This window comes from Kerstersia gyiorum (assembly GCF_004216755.1).
In the GTDB taxonomy this organism is placed as follows: Bacteria; Pseudomonadota; Gammaproteobacteria; order Burkholderiales; family Burkholderiaceae_B; genus Kerstersia; species Kerstersia gyiorum.
On sequence record NZ_SGWZ01000001.1, the window covers coordinates 306,336 to 333,044 of the forward strand.

Here is a 26,709-nt window from a genome sequence, read left to right on the forward strand (position 1 = left end):
TGCCTCGGGCGGCATGGGGGTTTGTTTTTTTATGGAGTGTGATGATGTCGGTTCAGATCGAGACCATGAGTCTGGCAGACCTGGATGCCGTGCTGGCTTTGCAGGCGCAGGTCTATGACGCCGATCTGCTGGAAGATGCTGATTTCTATGCCAATCGCCTGGCGTTGGCGCAGGCAAGTTGCTGGGTGGCGCGCGCCGATGATGCGCAAGTGTGCGGCTATCTGATTTCCTATCCTTGGGATGCAGGCCTGCCCCCGGCGCTCAATGCGCGGCTGGAGACACTGCCCCAGCCGGCGGACACCTGGTTCCTGCATGATTGCGCGGTTGCGCCCCGCATGGCCGGGCGCGGCGTGGCAAGCAGCATGCTGGCCTTTGGCCGGCAATGGGCGCGCATGGCCGGCATGCGCCGTGCTGCCCTGGTATCGCTGGCCCATGCCTGCCGCTACTGGTCGCGCCACGGATTCGAACCCGTGACTGTCACGCCGGGCAGCCCTGTTGCGGACAAGCTGGCCGGGTATGGTACGGGCGCCAGCTGGATGACGCTGGCGCTCTGATGGTTGCCTGGCGGCTGGCGCTTCCTGGGGGGCGTCAGCCGCGCAATGGTAGGCACAGGCACGCGGCTGACAGCTTGCCTCCTCAGGCATGGAAAGCGGGGATTGAAACGCACAATTGTCTCGAAAATAGAGACATTGAATTGTTTTAATGCATATTTATTGCCAGTTTCTTCATATCTACAATTCACTTCATTGGTCCTGCACTGTATGAACCCTGTTTCGGCAGCGCCAGGACACCGGTGATTGCACCGGTGATTGCCACCCGCCCGGTACGTTGCGCCTTGTCATAGAAGGCCAGTGGCATCGGGCTGACAAAGGAGTGAATCATGTCTGCCAAACAAGCCGTGCTGTTCGTTTCCCACGGATCGCCGACGTTTGCCGTGGAACCCGGCCTGGCTGGCCCGCAACTGCAGGCGTTGGGGGCGAGTATGCCGCGTCCGGTCGCCATCGTGGTTATTTCCCCGCATTGGATGACCCGCGGGGGCGCTTTGATCAGTGCTGCGCGGCAACAGGAAACCATCCATGATTTCGGCGGATTTCCGGCTGAACTGTATACCTTGCAGTATCCCGCCCAGGGAGCGCCGGAATTGGCGGCGCGGGTGGCTGGCCTGCTGGGTGAGGCGGGCTTCGCTACCGGCCTGGACGAAGCACGCGGTCTTGATCACGGCGCCTGGGTGCCTTTGCGTTATCTGTACCCGAATGCCGATGTGCCCGTGTTCCAGATTGCCATGCCTTATCCGCTGGATACGCGTGCAGCGCTGGCCCTGGGCCGGGCCTTGCGGCCGCTGCGCGATGAAGGTGTGTTGATCCTGGCTTCCGGCAGCCTGACCCATAATCTATATGAGATCAGGCGCGAGGCCGGTGCATCCGGCACCGGTGATGCCGAGATGTATGCGCTGGCCTTCACCAGCTGGGTGCGTGCGGCGGTACAGGCACGCAACTGGGACCGCCTGGCCGATTACCGGCGCCTGGCACCGGACGCCGTGCGCTCGCATCCGACCGAAGAGCACTTCCTGCCACTGCTGATTGCGGCCGGTGCGACGGATGATGACGAAGCGGCGCAGGTTTTCGATGGCGGTGTTACGTATGGCGTGCTGGCGATGGAATCCTATGCCTGGGGAGCGCCGTTGGTGAATGTCGCCGGTGCGGCAGGCAAGTAAGTCAGGTACGTCTGTCGTCGCAGGCGGCGGAAGAGCAGCAAGAGGCGGGCGCCGGCAGGGTGCCGGAGCCCCCGGAAAATCACATCAAGGAAGAAATCATGAATGATCGTCAACAAACCGCCGTGGCACTGAATACGGCACCGTACGCCGCCCTGTTGCTGCGTTTGGCCCTGGGGGCCATGTATCTGGCCCATGGCCTGACCAAGCTGCTGGTTTTCACGCTGCCTGGGACGGCCGGATTTTTCGAATCGGTGGGGTTCCCCGGCTGGATGGCCTATCCGGTCACTGCGTTTGAATTGCTTGGCGGCGTTGCGCTCATCCTCGGCATCTTCCCGCGTTGGGTGGCCGCCCTGGCGGCTGTGCAACTGTTCGCGGCGGCCAGTGTGCATTTTGCCAATGGCTGGAGCTTCAGCAATCCCAATGGGGGCTGGGAATATCCGGTGTTCCTGGCTGTCGCGGCAGCGGCGCTGGCGCTGCTGGGAGATGGTGCCTACGCGCTGAAACGCTCCCGCTGATCAGTACTGCGCGGGCGCAGCTTATGCCGATGGCCGGGCTTATCGCAGGATAAGCCCGGCCATTCCTAATGATGCGTCTATATGTCGGGGCTGCGGGATAAGAGCGGCGCTGAGACAGACTGAGCTGGCCCGCCTGGAATATGCCGTCCCGTTTCAACGGGTCGGCATTTTTTTTGCCTGCCGTAAGGTTATCCACAGATCAGGCAGATATTGCTGCGTTTCTGACCCTGCCTGTTGATAACTTTTTTCTTCGTGTGCCGGTAGCACCTGGAAGCCATGAATATCGTGCAGGCAATGCGTCATTTTGCGTGCAAGACCGGACAACTGGCTTCATTGGCTGGCCGCTGCAAGTGGTAGCTTCCGGCGCCTGGGGCAACTGGCGGTGTTGGCCGGTATATCGAAAGAAAGCCATATTCCATGCGGGTTTTCAGGCCTTGGTGTAAGTCCCGATAGCAAATCCTGAGGGAGCAGGGCCAGCATGGAACGGGTGGAACGGGCTTGCCGGCGCAATGCATTGGGGGCCGGTGCAGCGGTTCAGGGCCGAGTGCCGGAACCGGCCGTTTCCTGTCCGGCGGGATGGGAGCGGCGCGCGACCGATACCTGTTGCTGGCATGGCGCCAGGATACTGTACGGACTTCCAGCGTTGTCTGCGGACAAGGTTCTTCACACTTTTATCCACAGGCGGAAGTCGCGCTGATGAATTCCCGGCATAACTGATAGTGGAATTTGTTGGGAACGGATTCAGCCTCCTGCAAGCTTTGTAATTTAGAATCCAATTCCAATTTCCAATAATAAGGAAAAATCCGGAAATAGGAATCTTATTCCGGATTTTGTCAGGCGTGACATAGCCCCGGCCTGGCATAAAAATGGGTATAGACGCTGGCACTGACCAGCAGGTCCGGCCCTCGAGAGGGTGGAACACAGGAGCACATATGACAAAACGCGACACCGGGCATACCGAGCATGCCGTCCAGACCCGCCGTGCAACGGCCAGTGGCTGGCTGGGATCGGTACTCGAATACTACGATTTTTTCATCTATGCCACGGCAGCGGCATTGGTATTTCCGCAAATCTTCTTTCCTAGTACTGACCCCAAGGTCGCCATCGTTGCTTCGCTGGCTACTTATGGCGTGGGCTATGTCGCCCGTCCCATCGGCGCTTTCGTGCTGGGCCACTGGGGAGATACGCGGGGCCGCAAGAATGTGCTCTTGACGTGCATGTTCCTCATGGGCTTCTCGACCATCGCCGTAGGCTTGCTGCCGACGTATGACCAGGCTGGCCTGTTGGCGCCTACGCTGCTGGTGCTGCTGCGCCTGGTGCAGGGCTTTGCGGTGGCGGGCGAGATCTCCGGGGCCAGCTCCATGATTCTCGAGCACTCGCCTTTCGGCCGGCGCGGCTTTTTTGCCAGCTTCACGCTGCAGGGCGTGCAGGTTGGTCAGATCCTGGCGGCTGCCGTCTTCCTGCCGCTGGCGCACTATATGCCGGACGAGGCCTTTAACAGCTGGGGCTGGCGGATTCCGTTCCTGCTGAGCTTCGTCGTGATCATCCTGGGTTACGTGATACGCCGCAAGGTTGCCGAAACGCCGATCTTCCGTGCAGAAACCAAGGATGGCGCCCCGCCGCGTGCGCCTATCGTGGAGGCCTTCAAGCACTACTGGCGCGACATGGTGCGCGTGGCTTGCATGGCGCTCATGAACGTCATTCCGGTGATCGCCACGATTTTCGGCGCCGCCTACGCGGTGCAGCCGGCCTATGGCATCGGTTTCGCGAAGGACGTCTACCTGTGGATTCCCGTGCTCGGTAACTGTCTGGCTGTCCTGATCATTCCGTTCGTGGGCAACCTGTCCGACCGTATCGGCCGCCGTCCGCCTATCATCATCGGTGCCCTGGTGTCCGGCCTGCTGGCTTTCGCCTACCTGTATGCCATCAGCATCAAGAGCGTGCCGCTGGCCATTACTTTCTCGCTGTTGATGTGGGGCGTGGTCTATCAGGGTTACAACGCCATCTTCCCGAGCTTCTTTCCCGAGCTGTTCCCGGCCCGTACCCGTGTGTCGGCCATGGCGATTGCGCAGAACACTGGCACGACCATCTCGGCCCTGCTGCCTGCGCTGTTCACCATGGTGGCTCCGCCCGAGTCGCGCAGTATTCCGATGATCGTCGGTTCCATCACGTTTGCCGTGACGGTGATCGCAGCCATGGCAGCCTGGACGGCGCGTGAAACCTATCGCATCCGCAGTCAGGAACTGGGTGAGCCGGACGCCAAGCCGGTGCCCAAGGATGAATACGACCGCCTGCGTGCCCAGGCCATTGCCGAAGGGCGGGCTGCCAAGGGTTGAAGCATGTCGTTGCCTGCATGAATGAAGAGGCCAGCCGCGAGGCTGGCCTCTTTTTTGCGCGCCGAGTGCGTGGAAGGTACCCGGGCGCGTGCGGGCAAGGCTAGGCCGGTCCGCGGCCCATCAAGGGTGATTCGCGGCTGGCCCGGCTCAGGGCTGCGGCGGTATCCAGGGCGGCGGGGATCAGCGCCTGCATCTCGTCGGTGGTGAAGCGGAAGGACGGGCCGGTAATGCACAGCGAACCCAGCGCATGGCCTCCGGCGGCGGCGAAGACCGGTACGGCCAGCGCGCTCATGCCGTTTTCGTTGGCATCGCATACGGTGGCGTAGCCCTGGGTACGCACGATGTCCAGGCGTGCCAGCACGTCCTGGATGGAGCGGGGGGCGCACGGCCCCTGGGCCGGTTCGGGGGCCAGGCCCTGCTCGGCGATCAGCCGTAGTGCCTGGTCTTCCGGCAGGGTAGCCAGCCATGCCAGGCCGGTTGCCGTGGCCGACAGGTTCACCACGCAGCCGGGCCCTGGTTCGTAGCGCAGGCCGGGGCCCGCGCCCTGGGCCTTGGCAATCCAGATCAGTTGTTCACCGTTAACCAGCGCCAGGCGGGCCAGTTCGCCACTTTGCTGCGCAATGCGGTCCAGCGGGGGTTGCACGGCATCTGTCAGGCCGGTGGCTGCCAGGTAATCCAGGGCGATGGAAATGATCTTCACGGTCAGGCAGAAGCGGCCATCATGCAGGTGGCTGACATAGCCCATCTGCTGCAGGTCGCCCAGCAGCCTGTGGATGGCTGTTTTGGGGATGGCAAGGGTTTCCGCGATTTCCGACATCGGCAGCCCATCGGGGGCGTGGGCCAGCAGTTCGACGACTCGCAGGGCTCGGTCGCGGGAGGGAAGCATGTGCAACGATCCTATCAAATAAGGCTTTCTCACAGCGGAGAAACGGCATCTTACGTATGCGGTCCGGCGTTTTGCAAGGCTGTGTGGCGGAAGTCTGATGGCGGCAGCGCCGCACGCGGCGCTATCCGCTCAAGCTGAAAATACGCTGAATTAGGGCAATCCCGGATGGTTGCTTGGGTGAATCTTGTTTCAAATAGAATCCAATTCCAAATATTAACAAGGTTCCGCTTCCATCGGTATCCAGGCGGCGAGCCATTACATGCAAAGGGGATGAGAGGAATGGCAATGTTCAAACGCTGTTTGGGCGCATTTGCGCTGGCCGGTATCCTGGGCGCGGCCGCTGCGCCGGCACAGGCCGATGATTATCCGCGCCGTGACATTACGGCCATCGTGCCATGGGGGGCCGGGGGTGCCACCGACGTGGCCATGCGCGCGCTGGCGCCGCTGGCCGAGGACGAACTGGGCAAGAAGCTGGTGATCCAGAACCGCACAGGCGGATCGGGCGCAGTGGGGGCGAACTTCGTGCTGCGCCAGCAGCCCGACGGCTATACCGTGCTGATGGCGGCCGAGCCCCAGGCGCTGTTCCGCGTCTTGAATCTGGCGCCATTCGACTTCCAGGAGTTCACGCCGATCAATATCGTGTCGATCAACGACTCCATCCTGCTGGTGGCCAATCCCAAGGTGCCTGCCAATACCACGCAGGAGCTGTTCGACTACGTCAAGGCCAACCCGAAGAAGCTCAAACAGTACATCGCGGGCCAGGGGACAGTGCCGTTTACGATCAACGCGATGATCAACGATGTCACGCCGTTTGAAACGACGCTGGTGCCGTTCGACGGGGACGGCCCTGCCATTGCGGCGCTGCAGGGGGGCCATGCCGACATCGGCTTCATTGCCTCGGGCGCAGTGCTGGAGCACGTCAAGGCCGGACGACTGAAAGCGCTGGGCGTGTTGCGCACCGAACCGTTCGGCGACATTCCTCCGATGACCGAAGCACCGGCGCTGGCTGGCCTGGAGCGGCACCTGCCCTGGGGGCCGTTCTACGGCGTATTCGTCCGCAAGGAAACGCCTGACGCGGTCAAGGCAAAGCTTTCCGATGCATTTGCCAAGGCTGCCGCGTCCCCGGATTACCTCAAGTTCAACGAGGACCGCGGCACGCGCGTCCTGAACCTGAGCGGCGCCGAGGCCCAGGATTTCCTCGACAAGTGGCAATCCACCACGGCCTGGTTGTATGACTCGGTCGGCGCTGCCAAAACCAGCCCCGAAGCCCTGGGCATTCCGAAACCCTGAGCCTGGCTTTGCGGCCGTGCTCGCCATGCCTGGCGGGCGCTGTCGCCTGTGTTCCGGCAACAGGCCAGCAGCCCATCCGGCAAGTGCATCGAACGCTTGCCGGATGTCTTGTCTGGTCGCCCGGAAAAGAGAGATATCTGATGAAGCAACAAGCACAACGCCAGGCAGGCGAACTGGTATTCGTCGTCCTGCTGCTGGGACTCGCAGTCTTCCTGTTGTGGCACGCCTACGAGATTTCCGGCTTTGAATCGCTGGCGTCCGCCGGTTCGTTCCCGATGGCTGCCGCTTTCCTGATGGTGGTCTGCGCGCTGCAATTCGTCTGGCGCGCCTTCAAGGCAAAGCCGGTGTTCAGCGGCTCCGTGGTCGCGGTCTTCCGCAGCAAGGTACTGCCGCCCGTCGTGCTGTGGGTCAGCCTGGCCATGCTGGTCTATATGGTGCTGATGGAGCGCATGGGCTTTCTGGCGTCGTCCTACCTGTTCCTGGTAAGCACCATGCTGCTGCTGGGCAGCCGGCGGTTATGGATCACGCTGCTGGTTCCGGCGGTATTCCTGGGCGTGATCCATCTGGTATTCGAAACGCTCTTCTCCGTCATCCTGCCGGCCGGAACCTGGTGGCAAGGAGCCTGAAATGAATGATGCTCTGCAATATTTCCTGATTTCCTGGACGGACCCCAAGCTGCTGATGATGGCAGCCATAGGCACGTTCGCGGGCATCTACATTGGTGCGATTCCCGGGCTGTCGGTCACCATGGCCGTTTCCATCCTGATTTCCTTCACCTTCAAGTGGCCGGTGAATGAAGCCCTGGTCTTGATCGCCGGTATCTACCTGGGCGGTGTCTATGGCGGTTCGCGCGCGTCCATCCTGTTGAACATTCCTGGCGGTCCGGCACAGATCGCCACCTCGCTGGACGGTTACCCCATTGCCAAGCGTGGCGAGGCTGGGCTGGCCATCGGCCTGACGACGGTCGTGTCGGTGATCGGCGGTTTCATCGCCATCGCCGTGCTGGCCATTGCCGCGCCCGTCGTGTCGGAGTTCGCGCTGACCTTCGGGCCGCGTGAATACCTGCTGCTGGCTGCCTGGGGCCTGTTGCTGGTGGGCAGCCTGTCTGGCGGGTCGCTGTCCAAGGGCATGTTCGCCGGAGCGTTGGGCGTGCTGATCGGTTCGGTGGGGCTGGACCCCTTGACGGCACAACCGCGCTTTACGTTCGGCAGCCTGGAACTGACCGCCGGAATTTCCTACATCGCGGCGATGATCGGTTTCTTCGGGGTAGCGGAAATCCTGGCGCAGCTGCATGAATTGCATGTGAAGACGGTCAAGCAGAATGTCAGCAAGGTCATTCCGCCCTGGAAAATGATCCGCAAGTACCTGCCGCTGACGGTGCGCAGTTCTGCCGTGGGCATAGGCGTGGGCGTCCTGCCCGGCGCGGGCGGGGATATTGCGGCGCTGATGGCCTATGACCATGCCCGCCGGGTGGTGAAGAATCCGGAAGTGCCATTCGGCCAAGGTGCCTACGAAGGGATTGTCGCGCCGGAAACCGCCAACAATTCAGCCGTTCCTGCGGCCTATATTCCCATGCTGACGCTGGGCATTCCCGGCGATGCCGTGACGGCCATCATTATCGGGGCGCTCTACATCCATGGCCTCAAGCCCGGCCCCATGCTGATGATAGAAACGCCGCACCTGTTCTGGTTCACGGTGGGCAGCCTCGTGCTGGCCAACATCTTCCTGCTCATTTTCGGGCTGTCCGGCATCAAGCTGTTTGCCAAGGTGGTCGAAACGCCCAAGCGTATCCTGCTGCCTATCATCCTGGTGCTGTCCGTGGTGGGGGCTTACTCCATCAACAACAACCCGATGGATGTGTACTGGATGCTGGGCTTTGGCGTACTGGGCTATTTCCTGAAAATCTACGGCTTCCAGGTCGGGCCGGTGATCCTCGGCATGGTGCTGGGGCCGCTGATGGACCGCTCATATCGCCAGGCCATGCTGTCGGCCGGTGAAAACCCGGGAGAGTTCCTGATGGGTTTCGTCACTTCGCCGCTATCGGCGGGCATTGCACTGGCGCTGCTGTTCACCATTGTGTCGCAAACACAGTGGTGGAAGCGCCGTCGCAGCGGACACCGGCCGCTGCCGGCCTGAGCCTTGCAGGCGCCTGGCCGCTTGCGGCCGGCGGCCAGCCACTGCCAGGCATGGGCTGGCAGTGGCGTCTCCGCCACGGTCAGTTCCCAGGCTTGCTTGTGAAGATATCCACAAGCCTGCTACGATATCCGCATCTGCAGCAGCCGCCCATTGCCCATCCGCGCAATTCTGGCGGCTGTGTAGTTTCTGCCCTCCGGTTCACCGTCTTCCTCTTTCCGTTCTTCCGGTTCCCGTGTCTGCGCTTGCGGTTCGCCGCTCTTCGACTTCGTTCAAACATCGTTATGCCGGCCGTGGCAGGTTCACGCCGGGCGTTGTTGCGCAAACTCGCTGGTGGCCGGAAGACCCGCAGGAACTGGCGTTCCGCTCCACCTTTGCCCGTGCCAAGCCCGGCTGACGCGCCACGCGCGACCTGCCGTGGCGCCTTGCTGGCGTCATTCCCCTGATTCGCTGCCGCCGGCCTGGATGCCGGGCCTGGGCCGCTTATTCTCGCAAGCACATCTATGGGCTGCCATTTCGCACAGGCGCGATGCGGCAGCACGGGCACTATGCAACTCACCAAGAATTTCGTCAAAGCCAAGCAACCCTGCGCCGCCGGCTATCGCTGGTTCATCCGTGATCACAATGGGCAGGGGGAATACCAGCAATTGCTTGATGCGCTGGTGGCCGCGGGCCGCATCGAGGACGCCTGCTGGTTGCTGGATCAATTCGGTCCCATAGATGCCGTGCGCAGCGTCGACGCGGTGGAAGCCAATGCGATGATTTTCGCGGGCGACCTGATCGTGCGCCAGGGCATAGAAGTCGATGCGATCGTGCGTACCGGACGCAGTATCCGCACGCAGGGCAGCATCCGCGCGGATATCGTGCAGGCGGGGGGCGATGTCATGGCCGAGGGCGGTATCCGCTGCGCGGGCGATATGCGCGTGACGGGGGATGTGAAGGCCGGCTGGGGCCTGGAAGTGGGCGGCAAGCTGCAATGCGGCGGCCAGTTGCGTGCGCAGTGGGATTTCAATGTGACGGGCGAGGCCCAGGTGGGCGGCGATCTGCAGGTCGGGGCGGATCTTGAAGCCGGCGCCGGCCTGGTTTGCCAGCAGGGCGTCAAGGTGGGCGGCAGGATTGCGGTGGCGGGTTCCCTGAAGATCACGCGCGGTTTGATTGCCGGTGCAGGCATCGACGTGGCGGATTACCTGGATGCCGGCTGGGGCATCAAGGCTGGGGATGACATCCGCGCCGGTAGTGCCATCCGCGCCGGGGAAGGCATAGAAACCCCCGGGATACTGGAAGCCGGCGAAGGCCATGGCGTCTATGCGGGCCTCTGCGTGCGTTTCGACGCCTGGGATGTGTCGGCTCGCGTGCAGGCCATGCGCCGTCCGGCGGAACTGATCAGTGGCTACTGGGTGGAACTGGACGCTGCCTGAGCGGCGTCCAGCGACGTCTCGCGGTGGTTGTCAGGCGGCCAGCCGGTTGGCCGCCCAGCGCACATAGCCGCGTGCCCGCAAGGTGCAGGCCGGGCAGCTGCCGCAGCCGTAGCCCCAGCTGTGCAGGGTGTCGCGGGTGCCCAGGTAGCAGGTATGGGATTCCTGGCGGATGGTTTCCACCAGCACGTCGCCGCCCAGGCGCCAGGCCAGATCCCAGATTTCCGTCTTGTCCAGCCACATCAGCGGGGTTTCGATGGTGAGCTGTCGGTCTATGCCCAGGCTGAGCGCCACTTGCAGGGCTTTCATGGTGTTGTCGCGGCAATCGGGATAGCCGGAATAGTCGGCTTCCGTCATGCCGCCGATGAGCACATTCAGGTTGCGCCGGTAGGCCAGGGCCGCCGCCAGCGTCAGGAACAGTAGATTGCGCCCGGGTACGAAGGTATTGGGCAGGCCATCAGCCTGCATGGTGATGGCGACGTCATCCGTCATGGCGGTCTGGCCCAGGTGCCGGAAAAAGTCTACCGGCAGCAGATGGTCTTCCGCCAGGCGCGGTGCCCAGTCCGGATTCATGTCGGCGACGAGCGTGCGCAGCCGGGTACGGCAGTCGAGTTCCACCCGGTGGCGCTGACCGTAGTCGAAGCCCAGGGTCTCGACATGCTGATAGCGGCTCAGCGCCCATGCCAGGCAAGTGGCCGAATCCTGTCCTCCCGAGAAGAGAACCAGTGCGCGTTTTTCCCGGAGAGGAATCATGTTTGTCATCCTAGGATTATCTTCACATTTTTTGGTTTATTTTAGCTGAAACTACTTATATGGGCGCATCCGGTTTGGCAGCCGCCGCCGGCCTGCCGCGCCGTGTACGGGCAACGCATGGCTGGCGCTGCGCCGGGTTTGCGCTTCGTGGTGTAATGGCCCTGTTTTCCAGGCAGAAGTGTCAACAGGGCCCCAGGCACGCTGGCGCGGAAAACCAACCAGGGGGCGTTGGCGCCCGCACTGGCGGCAGGCAGCCGCCAGTGGCAGGCGACGCCCTGGGCAGGTTCCCTCAAGGCGACGTACATGGTTCTTTATATTTTCAGGCGGTTGCTGCAGGCCGTGCCCACGCTGCTGCTCGTCATTACTCTCTCTTTCTTCCTGATGCGGCTGGCACCCGGCGGGCCGTTCGACAGCGACATCCAGGCGCCACCGGAAATCGAGGCGAACCTGAAGGCGGCCTATCACCTGGACCAGCCGCTGCTGACGCAGTACTTCCTTTATCTGGGCAACCTGGCGCAAGGCGATCTCGGGCCTTCGTTCAAGTATCGCGACCGCAGCGTCAATGACCTGATCGCGACCGGCTTTCCCGTGAGCGCGCGCCTCGGGCTGTGGGCCATGGCGCTGGCGCTGTTGGTGGGTGTGCCGCTGGGCATCTGGGCCGCTATGCGCCATAACCGGGCGACCGACCATGCGGTCATGGGGGTGGCGCTGGCCGGCATTGCTATCCCTAATTTCGTCGTCGCTCCGGTCTTGGCGCTGCTGTTCAGCGTGACCCTGGGTTGGTTGCCGGCCGGAGGTTGGGGGGACGGCCAGTGGCGCTACATCCTGCTGCCCGTCGTGGCGCTGGCGATTCCGCAAGTCGCGTATATCGCCAGGCTGATGCGCGGCAGCATGATAGAGACCATGAACAGCCCGCATATCCGCACGGCACGCGCCAAGGGCCTGTCGGCCATTGAGGTGGTGCTGCATCATGCCCTGCGCCCGGCGCTGGCGCCATTGCTGTCCTATCTCGGGCCGGCCATGGTGGGCATCGTGACGGGGTCGGTGGTGATCGAGCAGATTTTCGGGCTGCCCGGCATCGGCCGCTATTTTGTCCAGGCGGCGCTCAGCCGCGATTACACGCTGGTCATGGGCGTCGTGGTGTTCTACGGCGTGCTGATCGTGCTGTTCAACCTGCTGGTGGATTTGCTGTATGGCCTGCTCAATCCGCAGATACGCTATGAGGACTGACGCATATGATGGCAAATGATTCCACGCAGGAAACCACTGCGCTGCCGCCAGCGCCGGTGGGCCGGAGCCTGGCGCATGACGCCTGGCGGCGCTTGCGCGCCAACCGTGCGGCCATGGTCAGCCTGGGCTTGCTGTGCCTGATCGCCGTGGTATGCGTGGTCGGCCCCTGGCTGACCGGCTGGCAACTGGATGAAGTCGATTGGGCCGCGTTCCGCGCGCCGCCTTCCTGGGATAGCGGGCACCTGGCGGGTACCGATGCCAATGGCCGGGATCTGCTCACGCGCACGTTCTATGGTGGCCAGGTGTCTTTGTCGGTGGCGCTGGTGGCCAGCATCGTGGCGTTGCTGGTCGGCGTATTGTACGGAGCGGTGGCCGGGTTTGCCGGCGGGCGTGTGGATACCTTGATGATGCGTTTTGTCGACATCCTGTATTCCTTGCCGTTCCTGTTCCTGGTCATCCTGATGATGGTGGTGTTCGGTCGCAATATCCTGCTGATCTATGTGGCCATCGGGGCGGTCGAGTGGCTGGATATGGCGCGTATCGTGCGCGGCCAGACCCTGTCGCTCAAGCGCCGCGAGTTTGTCGAAGCGGCCCAGGCGCTGGGGGTACGCAGCCGGGACATCATCCTGCGTCACATCATTCCTAATCTGCTGGGGCCGGTCATGATCTACCTGACGCTCACGGTGCCCAAGGTCATCCTGCTGGAAAGCTTTCTGTCGTTCCTGGGCCTGGGCGTGCAGGAACCGCTGACCAGCTGGGGAGCGCTCATCAGCGAGGGCAAGGACATGATGGCGCGCGCGCCCTGGATGCTGCTGGTGCCGTCCGCTTTCCTGACGACGACTCTGTTCTGCCTCAATTTTCTCGGGGACGGTCTGCGCGACGCGCTGGACCCCCGCAGCCGCTGATGGAGGCGCACGAAACCATGGAAGGCATGCTTGATCGGGAGGGCAAGCCCTGCGGTGGGGCAGCGCAGTCTTCGGCGGACGGGTTGGGCGACGTGCTGGTGCGGGTGCGTGGCCTGGGCGTGACCTTCAATACGGCGGACGGCCCGGTACAGGCGGTGCGTTCCGTTGGCTTCGACCTGCGTGCCGGACAGACGCTGGCGCTGGTGGGCGAATCCGGCTCGGGAAAATCAGTGACGGCCTATGCGCTCATGCGCCTGCTGCCCGACAGCGCTGCCCTGACCGGCCGCATCGAATACCAGGGCGAACTGCTGCTGAAATTGCCGGAAGCCCGTATGCGCCAGCTGCGTGGCAACGAAATCGCCATGGTGTTCCAGGAACCCATGACGGCACTCAACCCCATGATGCGCATCGGCTTGCAGATCCGTGAGTCGCTCTATCGGCATACCGCGCTGCGCGGCCAGGCGGCGTGGGCGCGGGTCATCGAATTATTGCAGCAGGTCGGCATTCCGGAACCGGAGCGGCGCTACCGCAGCTATCCGCATGAGTTGTCGGGCGGCCAGCGCCAGCGCGTGGTTATTGCCATGGCATTGGCCTGCGGCCCCAAGGTACTGGTTGCGGACGAGCCGACCACGGCGCTGGATGTCACGGTACAGGCGCAGATCCTGGCATTGCTGCGCGACTTGCAGCAAAGGCTGGGCCTGGCGGTGTTGCTGATTACCCATGACCTTGGCATGGTGCGCCATGTCGCGGATACGGTTTGCGTCATGCGTGGCGGCGAGATGGTCGAGCAGGGGCCCTGTGCACGGGTGTTCAGCCAGCCGCGCCAGGCGTACACGCGCATGTTGCTGGCGGCGGAACCGCATGGCACGAAGCCGCCGGTCGATCCCGATGCGCCGGTATTGCTGCAAGCGCGCGATATCGAAGTGGCATTTCCGCTGCGGCGTGGCCTGTTCCGCCGGCCGGAGCGCTTCGTTGCGGTGCATGGCGTCAGCCTGGATGTGCGCCGGGGGGAAACCGTGGGCATTGTCGGCGAATCGGGTTCGGGCAAGTCCACGCTGGGCCGGGCCTTGCTGAACCTGCTGCCGGCGCAGGGCACCCGGCGTTTCGATACGGCCGACCTGGCTCGCCTGAGCCCTGCCGCGATGCGGCCGTTGCGGCGGCGCATGCAGGTAGTGTTCCAGGACCCCTTTGGTTCACTGTCGCCGCGCATGACGGTGGGCGATATCATCGGCGAAGGACTGCGTGTGCACGAGCCGCAGCTGGGCCGGGCGGAACGCGAGCGCAGCATTGCCCAGGCCATGAGCGACGTGCGTCTGGACCCGGCGATGCGCAATCGCTATCCGCATGAGTTCTCGGGCGGGCAGCGCCAGCGCATTGCCATCGCCCGGGCCGTGATCCTGCGGCCGGAATTCCTGTTGCTCGATGAGCCCACCTCGGCGCTGGACCGTTCCGTCCAGGCCGAGGTGCTGGACCTGCTGCGCGACCTGCAGCAGCGCTACCGGATGTCCTACCTGTTCATCAGCCATGACCTTGCCGTGGTCCGCGCCATGGCCGACACCTTGCTGGTCATGCGTGCCGGCGCAGTGGTCGAGCAGGGGACGGCCAGCGAAATCTTTGCCGCGCCCCAGCATGCCTACACGAAGGCCCTGCTGGCTGCCGCGTTCTGGCGCGACGGCGCGCAGGAACACCGAGTTTCCGGACAGGAGCAATAACCATGGAATGTCGCCCGGATTGCGGCGCGTGTTGCACCGCGCCCTCCATCAGCAGCCCGATTCCCGGCATGCCGCAAGGCAAGCCCGCCGGCGTGCGTTGCGTACAGCTCGACGAGCGCGAGCGCTGCCGGATTTTTGGACAGCCCGGCCGTCCGGCTGTCTGTGCCTCGCTGATGCCGAGCGCGCAAATGTGTGGCAATTCACGCGAAGCAGCCATGCAATGGCTGCTCTGGCTGGAATACCAGACCCAGCCGTCCTGTACGGTCTGAAGGATGGGCCATGCTGCGGATGCAGCATGATAAATAACTGAAAAACCAGCGGAATGCATATTCCTGCCAGCGTTGCCGTCCTCGCGCATCTTTATCCCATCTAGGTGTTTCCGATAGGAGGAATGGAGCGATTTTCCGTCAAATATCGCTTCCCAAACCCAGTGGGCCTGATTAACCTATTAACAACATCAAAAAACAGCCGGTTGCCTTCGGAAACAGAGGTAAACAGCCGGTACAGGAGACAAAACCATGCGTAAGCCTTTCACTATGCATGCGGCGGCTGCCGCGATTTTCCTGAGCCTGCCCATGATCGCAGGCGCGCAAGTCAAAGTGGGCGTGACGGTTTCCAGCACCGGCCCGGCCGCGTCGCTGGGTATCCCCGAGCGCAATACCGTGGCCTTGCTGCCCAAGGAAGTGGCTGGCCAGACCATCGAATGGATCGTTCTGGACGACGCGACCGATACCACGCAGTCGGTGAAGAACTCCCGCAAGCTGGTGTCCGAAGACAAGGTTGACGTGCTGGTCGGTACGTCCGTCACTCCGGGTTCGCTGGCCATGGTGGATGTGGCGGCCGAATCCCAGGTGCCCATGATCAGCGTGGCGGCCAGCGCCAAGATCGTCGAGCCGCAGGATGACAAGCGCCGCTGGGTCTTCAAGACGCCGCAGAATGATGCGCTGATGGCCGAAGCCCTGGCCGATGCCATGGTCAAGGCCAACGTCAAGACGCTGGGCTTCATCGGTTTTGCCGACGCCTATGGCGACGGCTGGCTGGACGTGATGAAGCAGGCTGCCGAAGCCAAGGGCATCAAGTTGACGGCAGTTGAGAAATACGGCCGTACCGACACCAGTGTGACGGGCCAGGTACTCAAGCTGGTCGGCGCGCGTCCGGATGCCATCCTGATTGCTGGCGCCGGTACGCCGTCGGCCCTGCCGCAAAAGGAATTGCGTACCCGCAACTACGGCGGCCAGATCTACCAGACCCACGGCGCAGCCAACAATGACGTCCTGCGCGTCTGCGGCAAGGATTGCGATGGCATGTTGCTGCCCAGCGGCCCGCTGCTGGTGGCGGCCCAGTTGCCCGACAGCAATCCGGTCAAGCAGACCGCGCTGGCCTATACCCAGGCCTATGAGCAGGCGCATGGCGCCGGCACGACGAACACCTTCGGCGGCCATATGTGGGATGCCGGCCAGCTGATCGTCGCGGCCGTGCCCGAAGCACTCAAGAGCGGTGCCAAGCCTGGCACGGCGGAGTTCCGCGCCGCGTTGCGCGATGCGCTGGAAAACATCAAGAACCTGCCGGTGTCGCAAGGCGTGTTCAACATGTCGCCGACCGACCATGCAGGCTTCGACGAGCGCGCCCGCGTGATCGTCAAGGTCGAAGACGGCAAGTGGGTGTACCAGCCCGATCTGTAAGGCATCGTGCGTCCGGCGCCCGGCCTGGTACAACAGGCAGGGCGCCAGCGGTGCGCCGGCAAGGCCGTCGGGGGACAGCCTTGCCGGGTGGCGAAGCAAGGCGGCTCGCGGGTTGCCGGGCTTCACTGGCTGAACAGGTGTGGCGCCGGCGGTCCTGCCGACTCGCATCTGCCGCGCTGTTCACCGTCATCATGGCCGGAGCATCCGGCTGCGATGGAAACGGGGAGGGCGCGTCGTTTTCACGGTGGTCAGGACAAATTCCGGCCACCGGGCTTCACAAGGTGGTTCTAGATGGATTCCACAATTGCGCTGATCCTGTTGCAGGATGGCATTGTCAACGGCGCTATCTATGCCCTGCTGGGCATGGCGCTGGTTCTCGTGTTCGCGGTCACCCGCGTCATTTTCATACCTCAGGGCGAATTCGTGGCCTTTGGCGCGCTGACGCTGGCCATGCTGGGCGACGGCCGCGTGCCGGGTACCGCCTATCTGCTGCCCTTGCTGGGGGGCCTTGCGTTCATCCTCGAATTGCTGCGCAGTGCGCGTACGCGCAACTATGCCGGCCTGGGACGCTCGGCCATCACTTTCCTGGCGTTACCCTTGCTGCTGTTGTGGCTCACCCTCAGCTACGCCGGGCCGGACAATTCGTTGTGGCTGAACATGCTGCTGACGCTGGCGCTGGTCACGCCCATGGGGTCCATGGTCTATCGCATTGTCTACCAGCCGCTGGCCGAAGCCACGGTACTGGTGCTGCTGATCGTGTCCGTGGCCGTGCACTTTGCACTGACTGGCCTGGCGCTGGTGTTCTTCGGGGCCGAAGGCTGGCGCACGCCTGCCTTCGTCAACGGCATGGTGGACCTGGGCTTCACCACGGTGCCGGCGCAGAGCCTGTTCGTCGTCGGTACCTGCGCGGTGCTGATCTTGGCGCTGTGGCTTTTCTTCGGCAAGACCCTGTACGGCCGTGCCTTGCGTGCGACCGCAGTGAATCGGCGTGGCGCGCGCCTGGTCGGCATCAGCACGAGCATGTCCGGCAGCCTCACCTTCACGTTGGCCGTCGCCATCGGCGCGATGTCGGGCATGCTGATCGCGCCCATCACCACGGTGTACTACGACACGGGGTTCCTGATCGGCCTGAAGGGCTTCGTCGGCGCCATTATCGGCGGCCTGTCCAGTTATCCGGTGGCTGCCGCCGGTTCGTTGCTGGTCGGCGTGCTGGAAGCGTTCTCGTCATTCTGGGCCAGCGCCTACAAGGAGGTAATCGTATTCACGCTGATCATTCCGGTACTGGTCTGGCGCTCGCTTTCCAGCCACCACACGGATGATGAGGAGTAAGGCCATGAACCGCATTCTTCTTGCCATCTTCCTCGTGCTGCTGGCGGCGCTGCCCATGCTGGGCGCGACGCCTGAATTCTGGATTACCCAGCTCAACTACATCGGCCTGGCCAGCCTGGTCGTGCTCGGCCTGGTGCTGCTGACCGGCGTGGGCGGCCTGACTTCCTTCGGGCAGGCGGCCTTCGTTGGGCTGGGAGCCTATACCACCGCCTTGCTCACCGTGACCTATGGCTGGTCGCCCTGGCTGACGCTGCCCGTGGGCCTGCTGTTGACAGCGGCCGTCGCCTGGCTGCTGGGGGCGATCACCCTGCGCCTGTCGGGTCACTTCCTGCCGCTGGGCACGATTGCCTGGGGCCTGTCGCTGTACTTTCTGTTCGGCAACATCGACGCGCTGGGCAAGCACGACGGTATTGCCGGCATCGAGCCCATCAGCCTGTTCGGCGTATCGCTGGCCAATGGGCGCTACATGTACTACCTGATCTGGGTCGTCGTGCTGCTGGCGCTCTGGGCGACGCGCAACCTGCTGTCCTCGCGTCCGGGGCGCGCCATCCGGGCGCTGAAGAGCGGCGCCGGCATGGCGGAATCCATGGGCGTGAACACGGCCGGCTATAAAGTCGTGATCTTTGTCTGGGCGGCGCTGCTGGCCTGCATTTCCGGCTGGCTCTATGCACACATGCAGCGTGCCGTCAGCCCCAGCCCCTTTGGCCTGAACTACGGTATCGAATACCTGTTCATGGCAGTGATCGGCGGCGCCGGCTATGTCTGGGGCGCCATCTTGGGGGCGGCGGTCATCCTGCTGCTGCGCGACCAGTTGCAGAACTGGCTGCCGCGCCTGCTGGACACCAACGTCAACTTCGAGATGATCGTCTTTGGCGTGCTGATGATCCTGATGCTGCAATATGCCCGTGATGGCCTGTGGCCCATCCTGGCAGGATGGTGGGGCCAGATCACCGGCGCCAGCCGTTCGCAGCGCCAGCTGGCGCCGCCGCCGGCCGCGCCCGAATTGCCCCGGCGTGAGAAGCCCAAGGCCGGTGATGTGGTGCTGGAGGTTGATGCCATCCGCAAGCAGTTCGGCGGCCTCGTGGCGGTCAATGACATCAGCTTCACTGTGCGCGCCGGGGAAATCATGGGTCTGATCGGGCCGAACGGCGCCGGCAAGAGCACCACGTTCAACCTCATCAGCGGGGTCCTGCCCCTGACGCGCGGCGAAGTGCGCTTCCTGGGCGAACGCATAGACAGCAAGCCTGCGCGGACCATCGCCCGCATGGGCGTGGGCCGTACCTTCCAGCACGTGCAGCTGCTGCCGGGCATGACGGTGCTCGAGAACGTGGCGCTGGGCGCGCACCTGCGCTCGGATGTCAGCGTGATGGCGGGTGCCTTGCATACCGACCGCGATCGCGAAGCCCAATTGCTGCATGAAGCTGCCGAGCAACTCAAGCGTGTGGGCCTGGGCGACTACCTGTATGAACAGGCGGGCAATCTGGCGCTGGGCCAGCAGCGCATCCTGGAAATTGCGCGTGCGCTGGCCTGCGACCCGGTGCTGCTGTTGCTCGACGAACCCGCGGCTGGCCTGCGCTACAAGGAAAAGCAGGAGTTGGCGCAGGTGCTGGAAAACCTGCGCAGCCAGGGCATGAGCATCCTGCTGGTGGAACACGATATGGATTTTGTGATGCGCCTGACCGACCACCTGGTGGTGATGGATTTTGGCACCAAGCTGGCCGAGGGCCTGCCAGCGGAAGTGCAGCAGAACCCGGCCGTGCTGGAGGCCTATCTGGGCGGTATTGATGATGATTTGCCCGAGGATATCCAGGGCGCGCCGGCTGGCGGAGGTGTGCAATGAGTACTGCGCCCATTCTTGAAGTCAGTGATCTTTCGGCCCGCTATGGCAAGGTCGGTGCGCTTGCTGGCGCTACCCTGACGGTGCCCAGGGGCAGCATCGTGACCGTCATCGGCGCCAATGGCGCCGGCAAGTCGACCATGCTCAATGCCGTGATGGGCGCCTTGCCGCAGACCGGTCATGCGGCTGGCGTGGTGCGCTACGACGGCAAGGATGTTTCCGGTTGGCAGGTGGAGCGCCGTGTGGCGGTCGGCATGTCCCTGGTGCCGGAGCGGCGCGAGCTGTTCGGCAGCATGTCGGTGGAAGATAACCTGCTGCTGGGCGGGTTCCGGCGTTACCGTGCCCGCGAGGCCGGCTGGCGCGGCACGCTTGACGAGGTGTTCGACCTGTTTCCGCGTTTGCGCGAGCGCCGTGCGCAGCAGGCCGGCACCTTGTCGGGTGGGGAACGCCAGATGCTGGCCGTGGGCCGGGCGCTGATGGCGCGGCCCGCGCTGCTGATGCTCGACGAGCCCAGCCTGGGGCTGGCGCCGCGCATCGTGCGCGAGATTTTCCACATCATTGCCCGCTTGCGGGACACCGGCGTGGCCATCCTGCTGGTCGAACAGAATGCGCGGGCCGCCCTGCAGGTGGCTGACTACGGCTATGTGCTGGAAACCGGCGAGATCAGTCTGCATGGCCCGGCCCGCGAACTGGCCAGCGACCCCAGGGTGATCGAAAGCTACCTGGGCCTGGGGCGCGAGCGCAAGGAATAGCCGCACCCGAGCGCGGGATGAGCCGGTGCGCCTGGCGTCAGGCGCACCGGCTTTTTTCGTGCGGCAGGAATTCCAGTTATAAAGAGGACTGGTAAAGATAGTCGGAAATTGTATTGGCCGGCGCCCGGCATACATGCGTTAATCAGAACTTGCGTGGCCTATCGGTTGGGTCTTCGGCGTGTACGCATGGCTGGCCTGGGTCCGTGTTTAACACTATGCGATCACGAGGTGACTGATGAAACGTTTTTCCCTTGCCGCCATGTCGCTGGCTTTGGCCGCGCTGGCTGCGCCCCTGCAGGCGCAAACTCTGAAAGTCGGCATCATCGGCGACCCCGCGTCGCTCAGCCCCACGCGCATTACCGGCGGTGTCTGGGAAGAAGACGTGTTGCGCGACCTGTTCGCCGGCCTGGTGGAGGTGTCCGCGGACGGCAAAGTGGTGCCGGGCGTCGCGACCGCCTGGACCCTGTCCGACGATGGCAAGACCTATACCTTCGACCTGCGCGACTCCAAATGGTCGGACGGCACGCCGCTGACGGCGGATGACTTCGTCTATTCCTGGCGCTATGTGCTGGACCCGCAGAACGCGGTCAGTACTGCGCACCGGTTGTACCCCATCGCCAATGCCGAAGCGATCGCCAAGGGCGAGCAAAAGCCCGAGGCCCTGGGCGTGCGCGCTTTGGATGGCGGCAAGAAACTGGAAGTCACGCTCAAGGAGCCTTCCACCTATTTCCTCAGCACGCTGGTCCTGCCGGTGTTTTATCCGCTGCCGCGCCAGGCTATTGAAAAACATGGCAAGAACTGGAGCGAAGTCGATAACATCGTCGTCAATGGCCCCTTCGTGCCGACGCGCTGGATCACCGGCAGCGAACTCAATACCAAGAAAAACCCGAATTACTATGATGCCGCCGAGGTCAAGATTGATGGCGTGACTTTCTTCCCGATCGAAGATCGCGACAGCGGCATTACGCGGTTCCGCGCGGGCGATCTCGATGTGCTGCGCGATTATCCGGCGTCGCAGTATGAGTTCCTGAAGCAGGAAGTGCCGGCCGCCACGCATTTGTCGCCGCGCCTGGGCAGCTACTACCTGTCATTCAATCTGCGCGATGGCCATCCCACCAGCGATGCGCGCGTGCGCGAGGCGCTGAGCCTGGCCATCAACCGCGAGGTCATTGCGCAGCAGTTGCTGGAAAATGCCGTGCTGCCGCTGAATTCCTTCCTGCCTACCGGGCTGGACAACTACGAGCCGCAGTACGAAAGGGTGCTGGCGCAACCTTATCCTGACCGCCTCAAGCGGGCGGCCGAACTGCTGCGCCAGGCTGGCTACGGGCCGGACAAGCCTCTCAAGCTGGGGCTGAGCTTCAACAGTGGCAGCGAGCATCAGCGCATTGCCGTGGCGGTGGCCGCGCAATGGAAGCCGCTGGGTGTGCAGGCCGAGCTGAACAACGCCGAAGCCAATGTCCACTATGCCAACCTGCGTGCTGGCGATTACGACGTGGGCCGCGCTGCGTGGCTGTCCAGCTACGATGACCCGCAGAACTTCCTGCAACTGCTCTACACGCCAACCAACAACTATGGCGGTTTCAGCGACGAGGAGTTCAACAAGCTGTACGAACAGGCCAACCTGGAGCGCGACCCGGCGCGCCGCCGCGGCCTGCTGCAACAGGCCGAAGCGCGCCTGGCGAAAGCCTGGCCCGTGGCGCCGGTGTACGAGTATGCATCGCGCAACCTGGTCAATCCCAAGCTGAAGGGCTGGGAAGACAACGCGCTGGATATCCATCCCTCGCGTACCGTGTCGTTCCAATAAGGCGCTAGTCATGCAGGGGGCGGCCGGGGTGACCCGGTTGCTGCCTGCAAGCGACACAGGGCTTGCTGGCGGGTAACCTCATTTACTAAAATGAGGTTAATTTTCATTCTTGATACTTGCCCGAGGGCGGGTGTCCATCCGCCCAGCCATGTCTGCTCCTGCCCCCTCGCCTGCGCATGTCCTTTACAGCGACCACCATGGCTGGCTGCATGCCTGGTTGCGCAAGAAACTCGGCAGTTCCCCGGATGCCGCCGACCTGGCGCATGATACGTTCGTGCGTATCCTGGCGCGTGAGCAGATCGCCGGCATGCGCGAGCCGCGTGCCTTCCTGATGACGGTCGCGCAGGGGCTGCTGTCCAATCTGCGGCGGCGCCGCAAAGTGGAGCAGGCCTATCTGGACGCCTTGGCGGCGTTACCGGTGCCCAGCCACCCCGACCCTGAATCCTGCGCCCTGGTGCTGGAAACCCTGCTGGAAATCGACCGTCTGCTGGACGGTCTGCCGCATCGTGCCCGGCAGGTATTCCTGATGGCGCAGGTCGATGGCATGACACAGGCGGCCATTGCCCAGGAATTGGGCGTGTCGCTGCCCACGGTGCGCCGCGATCTGGTGCGGGCCATCGCCCATTGCAGTTTCGCGGATTAGCCATGTCCGAGATTCCCATGACGGTGCGCAGGCAAGCAGCCCAATGGCTGGTCGACCTGCAGGACCCTGACGCCACGCCTGCCAGGCGCGAGGCCTGGCAGCGCTGGCTGAGTGCGCACCCCGATCACGCCCTGGCCTGGAGCAAGGTAGAGGCCCTGGCCTGTAAGACCAGCGCCCTGCCTGCCGGTCTCGGGCGCGCCACGCTGCTGCCGGCGCGTTCGACGCGGCGGCAATTGCTGACGATCGCTGCGTTTGGCGTGGCGGGGGCGGGTGCCTGGCAGCTCTCTGCCGGTAGCGGCGCTCCCGGGCGGCTGCAGACCGCCACCGGGGAGCGGCTTGAGCAATACCTGGCCGACGGCTCGCGCCTGATGCTCAATACACAGACGCAGGTGCGGGTCAGGTTCGATGGTGTGCAGCGCTTGTTGGCGCTGGATCACGGTGAGTTGCTGGTGGAAACCGCGCCGGACAGCGTTCGGCCCGCTCGGCCATTTCGTGTGCAGACCCGCGCCGGTGAGATGCAGGCGTTGGGCACACGCTTTACCGTCCGGCACGAGCAGGACACTTTGCTGCACGTTCTGGATGGTGCTGTTGACGTGCGGCGCCATGACGCCCCGGACATGCCGGTCCGGGTGCATGCGTCACACAGTCTGCGGTTTGCCGCGGATGTCTATGGCGAGATCCGGCCTGCGGCGGCAACCGATGCAGCCTGGTCCAACGGCATGTTGCTGGTTGCCGACATGCCGCTGCCGGACTTCATCGAAGAATTGGGGCGCTATCGCCCCGGCCAGCTGGATTGCGACCCTGAGCTGGCTCATTTGCGCGTTTCCGGCACATTCCCGCTGGACGACACGGACCGCGTGCTGGCCATGTTGCAGCAGGTGCTGCCGGTCCAGGTCCGGCGCTGGACCAGATACTGGGTCCGTGTGCAGCCGTTGCCGGCAGGCAAGGCAAAAACATACGGCCGTGCCTGAGGGGCGGTAACGCAGCACTCCCATTGCCGCAGCACACCCTCTTGACCGACCTTCCGCCATGTTGCCTGGCCTGCCATATGCGGTTCATATGCAGCCTATATGCAGCCTGCATGCGACCCCGATGCGATCCGTATGCGCGCGGCCCAGGCGTGGCCGCCTGACGGCATGCCATCCCTGGCGGGGGGGCGGTCCGTGGCCTGAACACGATTTTGTAACAGCAGCCGAAATCTGTTTTCTTTTTTCCCGGGTTGAGTGGCATGGAAGATGAGAACGCAAATTCTTAAATTTTCCATGAACGAGGGAAATCGACGATGGACTCAGGTTTTCAGGCCACACGGAAGGCCCGTGCGCGTGTCGTGCCGGGTGTCTGGCAGCCCACGCTGCTGACGACGCTGTTGCTGTTGATGCTGGCGCCGTTGGCGCCAGCGCCAGCTTCCGCCCAGGAAGCTGGTATCGCGGCGGAACGCCACTACGACATTCCTGCCGGGCAACTGGCTGACGTGCTGACCCGCCTGGGCAGCGAGGCACGCATTTTGCTGATGTATCCCGCCGCGCTGGTGAGTGGTGTGCATAGTCCGGGCGTGCAGGGCGCGCGGGATGGCGCTGCCGCCCTGAGCGACGCCTTGCGCGGGACTGGCCTGGAAGCCATCCCGACGGCCGATGGTTATACCTTGCGGCGCTTGCCACAGGGCGCGGTGACGACGCTGGGTGCGGTGGAGGTGACCGGTGCTGCCTATGACCCCAGGGACGAGATTTTCCATGCCCTGGGTTCGGTGGGCGTCGTGACCCGTGAAGCGCTGGACCGCGTGCCGGTGACCAGCGCCCGCGATATTTTCCAGGGCGAGCCGGGTGTCTATGTCATGGATGGCAACCAGGACCCCGGCATCAACAACATCAACATCCGTGGCATTCAGGGGCCGGGCCGCATCAATATGATGGTCGACGGCACGCGCCAGAATGCATCGAACTACGCTGGCTACGGCGGGCAGATGTCGCGCGTCTATATCGACCCGGAATTGCTGGGCGGCGTGGATATCGAGAAAGGCCCTACCGGCGGCATGCATGGTGCCGGAGTGACGGGCGGCGTGGTGAACCTGCGCACCCTGAATGCCGATGACCTGCTTGAGGGCGATGCCAGCCGGGGCGGGCGCCTGCGCGTCATTCATGGCGATAATGGCTACAACACCGCCGGCATGGTGGCTGGTGCCATCCGGCTCGATAGCGGTCTGGCGCTGACGGGTGGCGTATCGCGCCGCAAGAGCGACAACTACCATACCGGCACGCGTAGTGTGCCGGAAGATGGCTATCCGTATTGCAACTCGCGCGGGCAGGACATCGACGATTGCAGCAGCGAAGTCCCGCTGACCCATCAGGACATGGTGTCAGGCCTGTTCAAGGCGCAGTACAGGATCAATGCGGCACACAGCCTGGAGGCCGGTGCGACGTATTACCGCAACGAATTCGTCAGCTGGGCGCGCGGGGCTGCGGCGGATGAAGAACTTGGTTTTCCCGAGCAGCATGTCAGTGCCAATACGTTGTCGCTGCGCTATCAGTGGAATCCGGTGGACAACCCTTGGTGGGATGTCCGCGCCAACCTCTGGCGGGCGGCCAACCGGACGTCCTACGAGATGTTCGGCGAGCATTACGACATGCATACCGTGGGTACCGAGATCAGCAATACGGCGCGTCTTCCGCTGGGCGACAACCTGCTGACGCTGAACGTCGGCGGGGAGTTTTACCAGGACAAGGCCGATACACATTCCAGCGGCGCGACGACCGACCCGAGAACCGGTCTGGGGCGGGAAGGCCTGACGGCCAACGGCAAACGTAATATCGGTGGCTGGTTCGCGCAGGCGAGCCTGGCCTATCACGAGTGGCTGCAGCTCGACGCCGGCTTGCGTGCCGACTACTTCGGCCTGCGTTCCGAAGGCACTTATGCTTCGCGCTACGTGGGGCAGGGCGTGAACACCCTGTCACTGAACCGCAGTGGTGGCCGGGTAAATCCCAGCGCTGCACTGGGCATCACTCCGGTGGAGGGTGTGCAGTTCTTCGCGCGCTATGCGGAAGGCCAGCGGGCGCCGACCTTGTCGGAAACGGCAGGCGGGGGCGCGGTATGGGGCATCTATCACCTGCCCAATCCCTATCTGCGGCCCGAGGTGGCGCGTACGCACGAATTCGGCCTGAACCTGATCATGGACGACTGGTTGCCCAGCGAGGGCAAGCTGCGGCTGAAAGTGGCGCGCTTCGATTCGCGCTATGACGATTACATCCTGCGCAATGCCTTCCGCTATCGCGCTGATTACGCCTATTCGTACCAGTTCGCCAACATCGACCGGGCCACGCTGCGCGGTGTCGAATTGCAGGCCCAGCTGGACCTGGGCTATATGTTCGCCGAATTCAGTTTCAACCAGTTCGACCGCATGCTGTTCTGCGATGCCGGCGTTTGCAGCAGCGACCCGGGCCGCGACAATATCAACGTCACCACGCCGTTCATTCCGCCCAAGCGCAGTATTGCCGCCACCGTGGGCGTGCGGCTGCTGGAGCGCAAGCTGGTGCTGGGCGCACGCCTGCGTGCCGACACGCGCCGCGGCATGACCGATGCCAACCAGTACAACGACGGCGTGTACTGGAAACCCTATGAAATCGTCGACCTGTTCGGCAGCTACGACGCCACGCGCCACCTGAAGCTGGGCATCAGCGTAGAGAACATCGCCGACAAGTATTACATCGGCGCCATGAACTTCAATGGCCTGCCTTCGCCGGGACGCAGCATCAAAGGCTCTCTGACCTACAACTTCTGAC

22 protein-coding genes are annotated in these 26,709 nt (G+C 63.5%); 20 read left to right on the top strand and 2 right to left on the bottom strand.

Going from position 1 to position 26,709, the window contains the following annotated elements; genetic code table 11:
- The first annotated feature begins 38 nt into the window (after positions 1-38).
- From EV679_RS01290 to EV679_RS01305, 4 genes are all read left to right on the top strand, one after another.
- On the top strand, positions 39-554 hold the full coding sequence (locus EV679_RS01290; protein ID WP_372726424.1) for a GNAT family N-acetyltransferase: 516 nt from the start codon (positions 39-41) through the stop codon (positions 552-554).
- Positions 555-880: 326 nt separating this feature from the next.
- Positions 881-1,714: a dioxygenase family protein gene (locus EV679_RS01295; RefSeq protein ID WP_130486356.1), complete on the top strand. Its 834-nt coding sequence runs from the start codon at positions 881-883 to the stop codon at positions 1,712-1,714.
- Positions 1,715-1,812: 98 nt separating this feature from the next.
- On the top strand, positions 1,813-2,229 hold the full coding sequence (locus EV679_RS01300) for a DoxX family protein (RefSeq protein ID WP_127775458.1): 417 nt from the start codon (positions 1,813-1,815) through the stop codon (positions 2,227-2,229).
- 932 nt (positions 2,230-3,161) lie between these two features.
- Positions 3,162-4,565 carry an MFS transporter gene (locus tag EV679_RS01305; RefSeq protein ID WP_068373362.1) on the top strand — a complete coding sequence of 468 codons (1,404 nt, stop codon included), beginning with the start codon at positions 3,162-3,164 and terminating at the stop codon, positions 4,563-4,565.
- 100 nt (positions 4,566-4,665) lie between these two features.
- On the opposite strand, the gene EV679_RS01310 is transcribed toward EV679_RS01305, so the two are convergent.
- A complete protein-coding gene (locus EV679_RS01310) occupies positions 4,666-5,451 on the bottom strand; it encodes an IclR family transcriptional regulator (RefSeq protein WP_068373359.1) in 786 nt (261 codons plus the stop codon).
- 285 nt (positions 5,452-5,736) lie between these two features.
- Between EV679_RS01310 and EV679_RS01315 the strand changes: the two genes are divergently transcribed.
- The 4 genes from EV679_RS01315 to EV679_RS01330 all read left to right on the top strand — a co-directional run bounded on the left by EV679_RS01315 (position 5,737) and on the right by EV679_RS01330 (position 10,292).
- Positions 5,737-6,741: a tripartite tricarboxylate transporter substrate binding protein gene (locus EV679_RS01315; protein WP_068373446.1), complete on the top strand. Its 1,005-nt coding sequence runs from the start codon at positions 5,737-5,739 to the stop codon at positions 6,739-6,741.
- 140 nt (positions 6,742-6,881) lie between these two features.
- A complete protein-coding gene (locus EV679_RS01320) occupies positions 6,882-7,367 on the top strand; it encodes a tripartite tricarboxylate transporter TctB family protein (protein WP_130486357.1) in 486 nt (161 codons plus the stop codon).
- Between the two features lies 1 nt (position 7,368).
- On the top strand, positions 7,369-8,877 hold the full coding sequence (locus tag EV679_RS01325; protein ID WP_068373352.1) for a tripartite tricarboxylate transporter permease: 1,509 nt from the start codon (positions 7,369-7,371) through the stop codon (positions 8,875-8,877).
- Between the two features lie 545 nt (positions 8,878-9,422).
- Complete coding sequence (locus tag EV679_RS01330) at positions 9,423-10,292, top strand: hypothetical protein (RefSeq protein ID WP_068373349.1); 870 nt, start codon at positions 9,423-9,425, stop codon at positions 10,290-10,292.
- 30 nt (positions 10,293-10,322) lie between these two features.
- Here the strand turns inward: EV679_RS01330 and queC are convergent, their stop codons facing one another.
- Entirely contained in the window at positions 10,323-11,042 is a 720-nt protein-coding gene (gene queC, locus EV679_RS01335) for a 7-cyano-7-deazaguanine synthase QueC (RefSeq protein WP_130486358.1), read from the bottom strand.
- 303 nt (positions 11,043-11,345) lie between these two features.
- On the opposite strand from queC, the gene oppB reads away from it, so the two are divergent.
- From oppB to EV679_RS01395, 12 genes are all read left to right on the top strand, one after another.
- Positions 11,346-12,272 (top strand): oligopeptide ABC transporter permease OppB, encoded by a 927-nt coding sequence (gene oppB / locus EV679_RS01340; RefSeq protein ID WP_127775455.1) that lies wholly within the window; start codon positions 11,346-11,348, stop codon positions 12,270-12,272.
- 8 nt (positions 12,273-12,280) lie between these two features.
- Positions 12,281-13,177, top strand: coding sequence for an ABC transporter permease subunit (locus EV679_RS01345; protein WP_068373440.1), 897 nt, complete (start codon positions 12,281-12,283; stop codon positions 13,175-13,177).
- A 26-nt stretch (positions 13,178-13,203) separates the two neighbouring features.
- The gene (locus EV679_RS01350; protein ID WP_083969698.1) at positions 13,204-14,889 is read left to right on the top strand and encodes an ABC transporter ATP-binding protein; all 1,686 of its coding nucleotides are present in this window, start codon (positions 13,204-13,206) and stop codon (positions 14,887-14,889) included.
- Positions 14,890-14,891: 2 nt separating this feature from the next.
- Complete coding sequence (locus tag EV679_RS01355) at positions 14,892-15,158, top strand: YkgJ family cysteine cluster protein (RefSeq protein ID WP_130486360.1); 267 nt, start codon at positions 14,892-14,894, stop codon at positions 15,156-15,158.
- A 249-nt stretch (positions 15,159-15,407) separates the two neighbouring features.
- Entirely contained in the window at positions 15,408-16,571 is a 1,164-nt protein-coding gene (locus EV679_RS01360) for an ABC transporter substrate-binding protein (protein WP_068373338.1), read from the top strand.
- A gap of 291 nt (positions 16,572-16,862) precedes the next feature.
- The gene (locus EV679_RS01365; RefSeq protein ID WP_068373335.1) at positions 16,863-17,900 is read left to right on the top strand and encodes a branched-chain amino acid ABC transporter permease; all 1,038 of its coding nucleotides are present in this window, start codon (positions 16,863-16,865) and stop codon (positions 17,898-17,900) included.
- Positions 17,901-17,904: 4 nt separating this feature from the next.
- The gene (locus EV679_RS01370) at positions 17,905-19,740 is read left to right on the top strand and encodes a branched-chain amino acid ABC transporter ATP-binding protein/permease (protein WP_068373332.1); all 1,836 of its coding nucleotides are present in this window, start codon (positions 17,905-17,907) and stop codon (positions 19,738-19,740) included.
- Complete coding sequence (locus EV679_RS01375) at positions 19,737-20,489, top strand: ABC transporter ATP-binding protein (protein ID WP_068373328.1); 753 nt, start codon at positions 19,737-19,739, stop codon at positions 20,487-20,489. The genes EV679_RS01370 and EV679_RS01375 overlap by 4 nt, the downstream gene beginning before the upstream one ends.
- A gap of 235 nt (positions 20,490-20,724) precedes the next feature.
- Positions 20,725-22,293: a peptide ABC transporter substrate-binding protein gene (locus EV679_RS01380; protein WP_068373325.1), complete on the top strand. Its 1,569-nt coding sequence runs from the start codon at positions 20,725-20,727 to the stop codon at positions 22,291-22,293.
- Positions 22,294-22,441: 148 nt separating this feature from the next.
- Positions 22,442-22,936, top strand: a complete 495-nt coding sequence (locus EV679_RS01385; protein ID WP_068373322.1) for a sigma-70 family RNA polymerase sigma factor — start codon at positions 22,442-22,444, stop codon at positions 22,934-22,936.
- Between the two features lie 2 nt (positions 22,937-22,938).
- Positions 22,939-23,907 (top strand): FecR domain-containing protein, encoded by a 969-nt coding sequence (locus EV679_RS01390; protein ID WP_068373319.1) that lies wholly within the window; start codon positions 22,939-22,941, stop codon positions 23,905-23,907.
- 311 nt (positions 23,908-24,218) lie between these two features.
- Positions 24,219-26,708, top strand: coding sequence for a TonB-dependent receptor (locus tag EV679_RS01395; RefSeq protein WP_068373316.1), 2,490 nt, complete (start codon positions 24,219-24,221; stop codon positions 26,706-26,708).
- Position 26,709: the final 1 nt, after the last annotated feature.